This is a genomic window from Variovorax sp. P1_H2 (assembly GCF_056405295.1).
Map to the genome: position 1 here is coordinate 23936 of NZ_JBFUCJ010000078.1, position 10953 is coordinate 34888.

At 70.6% G+C, this 10953-nt stretch carries 11 protein-coding genes; 7 read left to right on the plus strand and 4 right to left on the minus strand.

The window, feature by feature from the left end:
- Positions 1–68 precede the first annotated feature (68 nt).
- Positions 69–1586: an AMP nucleosidase gene (locus AC1D2E_RS23470; RefSeq protein ID WP_478199630.1), complete on the plus strand. Its 1518-nt coding sequence runs from the start codon at positions 69–71 to the stop codon at positions 1584–1586.
- Here the strand turns inward: AC1D2E_RS23470 and AC1D2E_RS23475 are convergent.
- Complete coding sequence (locus tag AC1D2E_RS23475) at positions 1580–2272, minus strand: ArsR/SmtB family transcription factor (protein ID WP_478199631.1); 693 nt, start codon at positions 2270–2272, stop codon at positions 1580–1582. The genes AC1D2E_RS23470 and AC1D2E_RS23475 overlap by 7 nt on opposite strands.
- Before the next feature lie 51 nt (positions 2273–2323).
- Here AC1D2E_RS23475 and AC1D2E_RS23480 point away from each other — a divergent pair, with 51 nt between their 5' ends.
- The gene (locus AC1D2E_RS23480) at positions 2324–3475 is read left to right on the plus strand and encodes a cytochrome P450 (RefSeq protein ID WP_478199632.1); all 1152 of its coding nucleotides are present in this window, start codon (positions 2324–2326) and stop codon (positions 3473–3475) included.
- 12 nt (positions 3476–3487) lie between these two features.
- On the opposite strand, the gene AC1D2E_RS23485 is transcribed toward AC1D2E_RS23480, so the two are convergent.
- Both AC1D2E_RS23485 and AC1D2E_RS23490 read right to left on the minus strand, forming a co-directional pair.
- On the minus strand, positions 3488–4453 hold the full coding sequence (locus AC1D2E_RS23485) for a flavin-nucleotide-binding protein (RefSeq protein WP_478199633.1): 966 nt from the start codon (positions 4451–4453) through the stop codon (positions 3488–3490).
- A gap of 121 nt (positions 4454–4574) precedes the next feature.
- The gene (locus tag AC1D2E_RS23490) at positions 4575–5219 is read right to left on the minus strand and encodes a glutathione S-transferase family protein (protein WP_478199634.1); all 645 of its coding nucleotides are present in this window, start codon (positions 5217–5219) and stop codon (positions 4575–4577) included.
- Positions 5220–5328: 109 nt separating this feature from the next.
- Between AC1D2E_RS23490 and AC1D2E_RS23495 the strand changes: the two genes are divergently transcribed.
- From AC1D2E_RS23495 to AC1D2E_RS23510, 4 genes are all read left to right on the plus strand, one after another.
- Positions 5329–6219: a LysR family transcriptional regulator gene (locus tag AC1D2E_RS23495; protein WP_478199635.1), complete on the plus strand. Its 891-nt coding sequence runs from the start codon at positions 5329–5331 to the stop codon at positions 6217–6219.
- 35 nt (positions 6220–6254) lie between these two features.
- Complete coding sequence (locus AC1D2E_RS23500; protein WP_478199636.1) at positions 6255–7181, plus strand: ATP-binding cassette domain-containing protein; 927 nt, start codon at positions 6255–6257, stop codon at positions 7179–7181.
- Positions 7182–7225: 44 nt separating this feature from the next.
- A complete protein-coding gene (locus AC1D2E_RS23505) occupies positions 7226–8032 on the plus strand; it encodes an ABC transporter permease (RefSeq protein ID WP_478199637.1) in 807 nt (268 codons plus the stop codon).
- Positions 8033–8201: 169 nt separating this feature from the next.
- Positions 8202–9842, plus strand: coding sequence for a Vgb family protein (locus AC1D2E_RS23510; protein ID WP_478199638.1), 1641 nt, complete (start codon positions 8202–8204; stop codon positions 9840–9842).
- Between the two features lie 3 nt (positions 9843–9845).
- On the opposite strand, the gene AC1D2E_RS23515 is transcribed toward AC1D2E_RS23510, so the two are convergent.
- The gene (locus tag AC1D2E_RS23515; RefSeq protein WP_478199639.1) at positions 9846–10739 is read right to left on the minus strand and encodes a LysR family transcriptional regulator; all 894 of its coding nucleotides are present in this window, start codon (positions 10737–10739) and stop codon (positions 9846–9848) included.
- A 90-nt stretch (positions 10740–10829) separates the two neighbouring features.
- Between AC1D2E_RS23515 and AC1D2E_RS23520 the strand changes: the two genes are divergently transcribed.
- On the plus strand, positions 10830–10953 hold a 124-nt coding region (locus AC1D2E_RS23520; RefSeq protein WP_478199640.1), incomplete at its 3' end, for an NmrA family NAD(P)-binding protein.

Sequence of the window (10953 nt, forward strand, 5' to 3'; positions counted from 1 at the left end):
CCTTCGGGCGGCCGGGCGGGCACTGAGATGACTTCGCGGCGGGTACCGCCGCATTGCACAATGCCGGCATGCCCTACATGCCTGCCTTCATCGCGCCCGCCCGCTTCACCGATCCCGACGCCGCCCTGGAACAGATCCGCCTGATCTACAACGGCGGCCTGCAGCACCTGCGCGAGGCGATGCAGCGCTTCGTCGCCGGCGAGAGCCTGCCGGGCCGGGTGCGCGCCTGCTACCCCTTCGTTCGCGTCCACACGCACACGGTCTCGCGCCGCACGCCGGCGGCCAACGCCGGCCTGAGTTATGGCTTCGTCTCGGGCCCGGGCCGCTACGAGACCACGCTGACCCGCCCCGACCTGTTCTCGCGCTACTACCGCGAACAGTTCCGGCTGCTGCTCGAGAACCACCAGGTCGAGCTCGAGATCGGCACCAGCACGCAGCCGATCCCGATCCACTTCTCCTTTGCCGAGAACGACCACATCGAAGGCACCATGAGCGCCGAACGCCGGGCGCTGATGCGCGACGTGTTCGACCTGCCCGACCTCGGCGCCATGGACGACGGCATCGCCAACGGCACCTACGAGGCCCGGCCCGGCGAAGCGCAGCCGCTGTCGCTGTTCACCGCGGCGCGGGTCGACTACTCGCTGCACCGGCTGCGCCACTACAGCGGCACCGCGCCCGAGTGGTTCCAGAACTTCGTGCTGTTCACCAACTACCAGTTCTACATCGACGAGTTCGTGCGCCTCGGCCACGAGGCGATGACCGACGAGAACAGCGAGTACATCGCCTTCATCGAGCCCGGCAACGTGGTCACGCGGCGCCGCGGGCTGGCCGCGGGTTCGAGCCCGATATTCGGCGATCTGCTCGACGACTCCCAGGGCACGGCGCCGCCGCGCCTGCCGCAGATGCCCGGCTACCACCTGGTGCGCGAGGACTGCACCGGCATCAGCATGGTCAACATCGGCGTCGGCCCGGCCAATGCCAAGACCATCACCGACCACGTGGCGGTGCTGCGCCCGCACGCCTGGGTGATGCTCGGCCACTGCGCCGGCCTGCGCCAGGGGCAGCAGCTCGGCGACTACGTGCTGGCCCATGCCTACGTGCGCGAGGACCACGTGCTGGACGAGGAACTGCCGCTGTGGGTGCCGATCCCGGCGCTGTCGGAAATCCAGCTCGCACTCGAGAAGGCGGTCGAGGAAGTCACCGGCACGCAGGGCTCCGAACTCAAGAAGATCATGCGCACCGGTACCGTGGCGAGCACCGACAACCGCAACTGGGAGCTGCTGCCGGGCAACCAGCCGCAGCGCCGCTTCAGCCAGAGCCGGGCGGTCGCGCTCGACATGGAAAGCGCCACCATCGCGGCCAACGGCTTCCGCTTCCGGGTGCCCTACGGCACCTTGCTGTGCGTCAGCGACAAGCCGCTGCACGGCGAGATCAAGCTGCCGGGCATGGCCAACCAGTTCTACCGCGAGCGCGTCGAGCAGCACTTGCGCATCGGCATGGCGGCGATCGACATCCTGCGCAAGGAAGGCTCGAGCCGGCTGCACAGCCGAAAGCTGCGCAGCTTCGCGGAAGTGGCGTTTCAGTAGCCGAACAGCGCCGGCACCTCGCGCCGCGCCCGCGGCATCAGTGCCAGCGCACGGCTGTCCAGGTCTTGCCGCACCCAGCCGCGCTGCAAGGAAAGCTGCAGCAGCGCGGCACCCAGCGCGCCGCCCAGATGCGGGCGTCGCTCGCTCCAGTCCAGGCAGGCGCAGGCGAATCGACGGCGCTTGCCGCGGGCGGCCTGCACGTCGAGGCCCAGCGCCTCGAGCGCGCGCTCGCCGTCCGGCGTCAGGTCGTAGGCCTGCCCCTCGCCGCTCGACGGCCGGAGCCAGCCCCGGGCATGAAGATGGTCGTGCAACGCCACGCCGGCGGTCCCCGCCATGTGGTCGTAGCAGGTGCGCGCCGCCCGCAACGGGCTGGGCGTGCGGGGCTTGAAGAGGCTGCGCGAGACGCCCGCCACCACCAGCAGGCTCTCCAGCGCCGCAGCGACCTCACCGCCCGCGAGCCGGAAATAGCGATGCTTGCCCTGCGGCACCGAGTCGATCAGACGCTGCGCCTTGAGCCGCGCAAGGTGCGAACTGGCGGTCGACGCAGCCACTTCGGCGACCGCCGCGAGTTCGGTTGCGGTGCGCGCATGGCCGTCCATCAGGCAGCACAGCATGCGCGCCCGCGCAGGCTCGGCAATCGCACCGGCCAGGCGCGCGAGATGGGTGTCGGCAGTGGATGCATCCATGATTCGATCGTAAGCGAAGCGTGTCGACAGGAAAAGCAGAGACTGCAAAGCATGAACAACACTGCTTCGCCGGCCGACGCGATCGCCGCCGTCACCCACTCGAACCCGTACCCCTGGTACGCCACCCTGCGCGGCGGTCCGGCGCTGGCCTTCGACGAAAGCCGGCAGCTCTGGGTCGCGAGCCACGCCGAGGTCGTGCGCGAGGTGCTCGCCAGTCCCGACCTCGGCGTGCGTCCCGGCGCCGAACCGGTGCCGCGCGCGATTGCCGGCAGCCCCGCCGGCGAGGTGTTCGGCCAGCTCGTGCGCATGAACGACGGCGCGCCGCACGCGGCGCTCCGTCCGGCGTTGCAAGCCGGGTTGGCTGCGCTCGATCCCGCCGCCGCGCATGCGGCCGCGCTTCGGGTTACCCGAGCCATGCCGGCGAACGCGACATCGGACGCCTGCCTGGCCATGCCGGTCCGCACCGTCGCGCATCTGCTCGGTTTCGCGGACGACGCGTTGCCGCGGGTCTCGGACTGGATGAGCGACTTCGTCGACTGCCTGTCGCCGTTGTCGACGCCGGCACAGCTCGCCGCCGCCAGCGTGGCGGCCGAGGCCCTGATGGCGCGCTTCGACGACCTGGTCCACACCCGGCCCGCGACGCGCGGCAGCCTGCTGGCGTCGGTGCAGGCGCGGGCACCCGACGCCACCTCGCGCGCGCTGCAGGCCAACCTGGTCGGCCTGCTCTCGCAGACCTGCGAGGCCACGGCCGGCCTGCTGGGCAACAGCCTGGTGGCCCTGGCGCGCGAACCCGGACTGCGCCGCAAGATCGGCACGCGCATGGACCTGCTGCCCTCGCTCGTGGCCGAAGTCGCTCGCCATGATCCGTCGGTGCAGAACACGCGCCGCTTCGTCGTGCGATCCACCCGCGTGGCCGGCATCGAACTGGCGCCGGGCGACGCGGTGCTGCTGGTGCTGGCCGCCGCCAACCGCGACCCGGCGCTGAACCCGGCACCCGCGACCTTCGAGCTGATGCGCGCCGAGCGCCGGACGCTGGGCTTCGGCCACGGCCCGCATGCCTGCCCCGGCCAGGCCCTGGCTTGCACGATCGCCGCCGCCGGACTCGAGGCGCTGCTCGAAGGCGGCGCGGACACCGGTGCGTTGGGCGAACGCGGCTGGGACTACCGCCCCTCGGTCAACGCACGGATTCCGGTCTTTCGCTGAGCGGCAGCCGACTCAGCCGGCTTCGGGCCAGCGCCCGGTGGCGGCCAGGTACGGCGACAGTTGTGCGCGGCCCCAGCGCAGCGGCAATGCGGCCGGCCGGTGCAGCACCGAGACCACCTGCATGCGCAGCAAGCGCTCGGCGCCCTCGAAGGCAGCCAGCTCCGGTCCCTCCCAGACCACCTCCGCCGTGACGGCGAGCTGCAGCAGGTCGCCGCTGTCGAAGTCGACGAACAGCAGGCCGGCGCGCGGATTCACCGCGATGTTGCCCAGTGTGTTGAAGAAGCTGTTGCCGACGAAGTCGGGCACGGTCAGCGTGCCTTCGCCGCTCACGCGCACGAAGCCCGGGCGGCCGCCGCGGTGCGAGACGTCGACCCCTTGCGCCGCGCCGACCTGCCCGGCCGACGGGTGCGACGTGGCGATGAAGAAGGTGTCGGCCTCGGCGATCAGCCGCCGCGCCGCGGCATCCAGGCGATCGGCCCGCCGCGGCGCCGCAATCGGCCCGGTGGCATCGACGAAAACCGGCTCGCGGGCCTGGATGTACTTCGGGCAATTGCCGAAGCTCTGCTTCACCTCGACCGAGAAGCCAGCGGCGTCGACGCGCTCGACGATGCCGTTCATGCGGTTGCGCCGCCGCGTATGCGGCTCGATGCCGAGCAGCCCGATCGACGCACCGGGCGCCAGCGACGCAGCGAGCGGGTCCTCGTCCGCCGGCCGCGCGTCGATGCGCAGCCGATGCGGGTCGGGCGAATGCGCGAAGCCCGGCGGCGCCGCCAGCACGCTGGCCCACGGTTGCGAAGCGGCGTCGACGCTGCCGGCGACCAGGAACGGAAGCTGGGCGAAGAAGTCCCGATGCTGGTCAGGCATGTGATCGCGGATGACTCGCGCGCCGAATGCCTGCATACGTTCCCGCACCCCGGCCCGGGTCTGCATCGCGCGCTCGCCCTCATGCCAGGGCGACGCTTCGAAGGCGGTGTTCATTAGGCAACCTCCGTGCTTCGCACTGCGGTGCGAGCTTGCTTGGGGCGGCCCGGCGCGGCGCTCACTGGAGTACCTTCGCGCAGCAGCGCTTCGGTATTCGCCTTGGGAGCGGCCCGGCGGCTCATGCCCGCAGCCCGATGCGTGAAGCCACCATCGGCACGAAACCCGGCAGCGCCTCGACGCGCGCCAGCCATGCGCGCACCTGGGGATAGGCCTCGAGCGACACGTTGCCCTCCGGCGCGTGCGCCACGTAGCTGTAGTTGGCGATGTCGGCCAGGGTGGCGGACGCGCCGGCCAGGAACGGTCTCGCCGTGAGTTCGCCCTCCATCACGCGCAGCAGATCGTGCGAGCGCGCGATCACCTCGGCCGGGTCGCGGGCCAGGCCGAACAGCACGATCACGCGGGCCACCGCGGGGCCGGCCGCCAGCGGGCCGGCGGCCACCGACAGCCAGCGCTGCACCTGGGCCGCGGCGAGCGGATCGCGCGGAATCCAGCGCGCCGGATCGGCGGCGTAGCGTTCGTTGAGGTACACCAGGATCGCGTTGGAGTCGCACACCGTGACATCGCCATCCTCGATCACCGGCACCTGGCCGAAGGCGTTGCGATGCAGGAAGCCGGGGCGCTTGTGCTCGCCCGCGCGCAAGTCCACCTCGTGGGTCTCGAAGGGCAGGCCGAGCAGCGAGAGAAACAGGCGCACGCGATGCGAGTGGCCGGAAATCGCCGAACTGTAGACCTTGATCGGGGCGGCGGGACGGGATGCAGTCATGGGCTTTCTCCTGGACGTTGGGGGAATGCCTCGATTCTTGTTTGTTTCTCGCCGCGAAGTAATGGCAAGGAGCGCATTTGACTGCTGTGATTTCCGGTCTAATCACCCGATGGACCGCCTCAAAGCCATGCAGACCTTCGTCCAGATCGCCGACCAGGGCAGCCTCACCCGGGCCGCGGACGCACTCGGCAGCTCGCTGCCGGCCGTGGTGCGCTCGCTGGCCGCGCTCGAGACACACCTCGGCGTGCGCTTGTTCCACCGCACCACGCGGCGCATCTCGCTGACCGAAGAGGGACGCCGCTACCTGCACGACGCGCGCGAGGTGCTGGCCGCGGCCGACGCCGCCGACCGCGCGCTCAGCGTCGATGCGGCCGAGCCCGCGGGGCAGCTCACGGTCACGGCGCCGGTGCTGTTCGGCCACATGTACGTGGCGCCGGCAATCGTCCGCTTCCTGCAGCGCTACGGGCGCATTCGCTGCAGCGTGCTGCTGCACGACCGGCCGGTCAATCTGCTCGAGGAAGGCGTCGATGTCGGCATCCGGATCAGCAGGCTGGACGACTCGTCGCTGGTGGCGCAGCAGCTCGGCAGCATCCGCCGCGTCGTGGTCGCGAGCCCAGCCTGGCTGCGCGCGCACGGCCGCCCGACACATCCGCGCGAGCTGTCGCGCATCAACTGCGTCTGCGTGCAGCCGAATACCGGCGGCCAGTGGATGTTCCGCGACAACGGCCGGCCGCTGGCCGTGGCGGTCAAGGGCAACATCGAGTTCAACCACATCGCGCCGGCGATCGAGACCTGCGCCGCCGGCATGGGCTGCGGCATGTTCCTGTCCTACCAGGTGCTGCCCCTGGTGGCCCAGGGCCGACTCGAGATCCTGCTCGAGGACTTCGAGGCGCCGCCGCGGCCGGTGAGCGTGATCTACCCGCATGCGCGGTTGCTGCCGGCGCGCACGCGGGCCTTCATCGACTGGATGAAGCAGGAGTTCAGCGGCCTGCGGCTCTGAGCCGGGCCGCACGGCGCTTGCGCCACAATGCGCCGGTGCCGAATCCCCTCTTCCACGCCAGCCACCTGCGCAAGCGCTACGGCGACACCACGGTGGTCGACGACCTGTCCTTCGAGATCGCGCCCGGCGAGTGCCTCGGCGTGATCGGCCCCAACGGCGCCGGCAAGACCACCACCATCCGCATGTGCCTCGGGCTCACGGCGCCCGACGGCGGAACGATCGAAGCGCTCGGCGGCCTCTCGATGCCGCGCGACGCCCGCGCCATCAAGGCCCAGCTCGGCGTGGTCAGTCAGTTCGACACCCTCGACCCCGACTTCAGCTGCGCCGAGAACCTGATGGTCTACGCGCGCTACTTCGGCATGCGCCGCGCCGAGATCGCGCCACGCATTCCGCAGCTGCTCGAGTTCGCGGCACTCTCGCACAAGGCCGATGCCAGGCCGGGCGAGCTGTCGGGCGGCATGCGGCGGCGCCTGTCGCTGGCCCGCGCGCTGGTCAACGACCCGAAGCTGCTGATGCTCGACGAACCCACCACCGGTCTCGACCCGCAGGCCCGGCACCTGATGTGGGAGCGGCTGCAGGTGCTGCTGGCGCAGGGCAAGTCGATCCTGCTCACGACCCACTTCATGGACGAGGCCGAACGCCTGTGCTCGCGGCTGCTGGTGCTCGACCACGGCCGCAAGATCGCCGAGGGCCGGCCGCGCGACCTGATCGCCGAGCACCTGGAGCCCGACGTGGTCGAGCTCTACGGCGACGGCGCGCTCGAACTCGCGCAGTCGCCGCTGAAGGACTTCGCGGCCCGGGTCGAGGTCAGCGGCGAGACCGTGTTCTTCTACACCCAGGACGCGCGCGGCCTGATGGCGGCGCTGGGCGACCGCAGCGGCCTGCGCACCTTCCACCGGCCCGCCAACCTCGAGGACCTGTTCCTCAAGCTGACCGGTCGGCAGATCAGAGAGGACGGCTAGACGACATGGCGGACTCGACGACTTTCACGTCTGCGGAGACTCCGATGGCGCCCGCGGCCCCCTCGGTCTGGCGGCCGCCCGAGCTCTCGATGCGCTGGTGGCCGGTGTTCCTGCGCAACCTGCTGGTGTGGCGCAAGCTGGCGATCCCGAGCCTGATCGGCAACATCGCCGAACCGCTGATCTGGCTGGTGGCCTTCGGCTACGGCATGGGGGCGCTGGTCGGGCAGGTGCAGGTCGACGGCACGAGCGTGCCCTACATCCTGTTCCTGGCCAGCGGCTCGATCTGCATGAGCGCGATGAACGCGGCCTCGTTCGAGGCGCTCTATTCGGCCTTCTCGCGCATGCACGTGCAGAAGACCTGGGACGGCATCATGAACGCGCCGGTCGGCCTCGACGACATCGTGCTGGCCGAGATGCTCTGGGCCGGCTTCAAGGCGATCTTCACCACCACCGCGATCCTGTTCGTGATGCTGGCGCTGGGCATCAGCCACAGCCCGAAGCTGATCGTCGCCTGGTTCGTGCTGGTCGGCGTCGGCGTCACCTTCTCGTGCATCGCGCTGATCTTCAACGCGCTGGCCAAGGGCTACGACTTCTTCACCTATTACTTCACGCTGTTCATGACGCCGATGATGTTCCTGTCGGGCGTCTTCTTTCCGCTGGAGCAACTGCCGGGCGTGGTGCGCAGCATCGCGGGATGGCTGCCCCTGGCCAGTGCGGTGGCGCTGGTGCGGCCGCTGTTCATGGACCAGTGGCCGGCCGACTGGTGGCGGCATGCGCTGGTGCTCGTGGCCTACACGGTGGCCGCGTTCTGGGTTGCGCTGGGATTGACGCGAAGGCGCTTCAGGGCGTGATGAGCCCCCACGCTCCCCCACTGCGTGTGGGTCGCTGCCCCCCGAGGGGGCCGCAGGCCGCCTTGGGGCGGCCCGGCGCCGGCCTGAACGCGCCCTTGTCCCCCGTGTGACAGCAAAGCGGCCCTGCGCTGCTAGCCTGCTTGCGGCTGTTCGACAACGAGGAGACAACATGAACCGCATCCTGAGCGGCGCCCTGCTGGCGTCGACGCTCGCCTTCGGCGCCTGCACAACCGTCACCGCACCGCCCAGCCGCCCCGCCGCCTGGGGCGCACCGGAAGCGATCGTCGCACCCTCTTCGTTCGGCGGCGTGCACGGCCTCGCGGTCGACCGCCAGGGCCGGCTGCTCGCCGGCTCGGTGGTCGGCAACACGCTGTGGGACATCGACCGCCAGAGCGGCGCCGCCCGCGTGCTGGTCAAGGGGCCCGAGGGCCAGGCCGACGACATCGCGATCGGTCCCAAAGGCGAACTCGCCTGGACCAACTACCTGATGGGCGCCGTGCGCATGCGCGACAGCGACGCTGCACCGATGCGCGTGGTCGCCAAGGACCTGCCGGGCCTCAATTCGCTCGACTTCGACCGCCGCAACGGCAAGCTCTATGCGTCGCAGGTGTTCCTCGGCGACGCCCTGTGGGAGATCGACCCCGCCGGCCAGAAGCCGCCGCGCCTGATCAAGAAAGACATGGGCGGCTTCAACGGCTTCGAGGTCGGCCCCGACGGCATGCTCTACGGCCCGTTGTGGTTCAAGGGCCAGGTGGTGAAGATCGATCCGTCCAACGGCGCCATGACCGTGATCGCCGATGGCTTCAAGATCCCGGCCGCCGCCAACCTCGACGGCAAGGGCAACCTGTGGGTGGTCGACGCGCGCAGCGGCGAACTGGTGCGGGTCGAACTGGCCAGCGGCCGCAAGACGGTGGCGAAGCAGCTCAAGCCCTCGCTCGACAACCTGGCGATCGCGCCCGAAGGCACGATCTATGTCTCGAACATGGCCGACAACTCGGTCGAGGCCTTCAACCCCGCCACCGGCGAGCTGCGGCTGCTGACCGGCGGCAAGCTGGCGGTGCCGGCCGGGCTCAAGATCGACGGCAACGACCTCTTCGTGGCCGACATCTTCGGCTTCCGGCAGGTCGATGCCAAGACTGGCGCGGTGCGCGACATCTTCCGGATGCAGCGCGATCCGGAGCTCGAGTACCCGTTCGCGGTCGGCCTGTCGGCGACGCATTTCGCGCTCAGCTCGTGGTTCACCGGCACCGTGCAGCTGGTCGACCGCAAGACGCTCAAGACCACGGCCGTGATCCACGGCCTGAAGGCGCCGGTCGACGCCATCCCGATGGCCGACGGCAGCGTCCTCGTGGCCGAGATCGCGACCGGCAGCGTGACGCGTGCGAGCGGCCCCAGGTTCGAGGACCGGCAGGTGCTGGCCAGCGGGCTCGGCGGCCCGGTGCAGATGATCGTCGGCAAGGACGGCGCGCTCTATGTCACCGAGGCCGCGGGCAAGCTCACGCGCATCCCGCTCGATGCCAGCGCGCCGCTGCGTGCGGTGGCCGAAGGGCTGGCAATGCCCGAGGGCGTCGCGCAGACGCCCTGGGGCAGCTTCATCGTGGCGGAAACCGCGGCCCGGCGGCTGGTCGAGATCGACCCGGCGAGCGGCAGCCGCCGCACGGTCGCCGAAGACCTGCCGATCGGCCTGGAACCGGGTCCCGGCATGCCGCCTCCCTATGTGCAGACCGGCGTCGCCGTCGGCAGCGACGGCACGATCTACATGACGGCGGACCGGAACAACGCGCTCTATCGGATCCGGCCGCAGCGCTGAGGCTCAGCCGCCGCAGTAGGCGGTGAAGGTGCTCACGAGGTGCGCGAAGGTGGCGCGCACACGGCGCACGCGGCGCAGGTCCTCGTGCATCGTGACCCAGGTCTCGAGACCGTGGCTGAAGGCCTCCGGCAGCACCGCCACCAGCGACGGATCGCGCCGCGCGATCGCCTTCTGGCAGATGCCGATGCCGAGGCCGGCCCGAATGGCCCCCAGCTGGGCGAGCTGGCTGTCGGTGCGGCAGCTGAACTTCGAGCGGGTCAGGCGCAGGCCGAGGGCATTCAGCGCACGCAGGTCGGCGGTCTCCCGGTCCGGCCCGATCAGCGCGAAGCGATCCAGTTCGTCCAGGCTCGCCGGCAGGCCGCTCTTCGCCAGGTAGTCCGCCCTGGCGAACAGCCCCAGCTCGACCGACCCGACCCGCGTGGCGACCATCGCGGCCTGCGTCGGCCGCACCATCCGCACCGCGATGTCGGCCTCGTGCCGCAACAGGTCCTCGTTGCGGTTGGTCAGGCTGAGCTCGAACACCAGGCCCGGCTGCGCATCGCGCAAACCGGCCAGCAGCCCAGGCAGCACCTCGGCGCCGACCACGTCGCTGGCGGTGATGCGCACCGTACCGCTTGCCGCATCGGTGTCGGCCGAGGCGGCGCGGGCGAAGGCGTCGGCCGCCGCGGCCATCGCCTCGGCGTGGCCGCCGAGTTCGCGCGCCGCGTCGGTCGGCGACAGGCCGCTGGGCGAGCGTGTGAACAGGGCGACGCCGATCGAGCGCTCCAGCGCCTCGAGCCGGCGCCGCACGGTCGGCTGCGCGACGCCCAGGGCGCGTGCCGCGGCCGACAGGCTGCCCTCGCGCAGCACCGCGAGGAAGGCACGCTGGTTCTCCCAGTCCAACGGATTCAAGCTCATACATTTCATACTAGCCGATAGCATCGTTATGACAATTGTGTTTACTCACCCTCGGTTCAAGAATCGCGTCCTCAACGAAAGGAATCGGTCATGGAACGAGGTACGGCACTGGTGCTCGGTGCGACGGGCGGAATCGGCGGCGAAACAACGGCGGCCCTGCTGCGGCGGGGCTGGCGGGTGCGGGCGCTGGCTCGCGACCCGGCCGGGGCAGCCG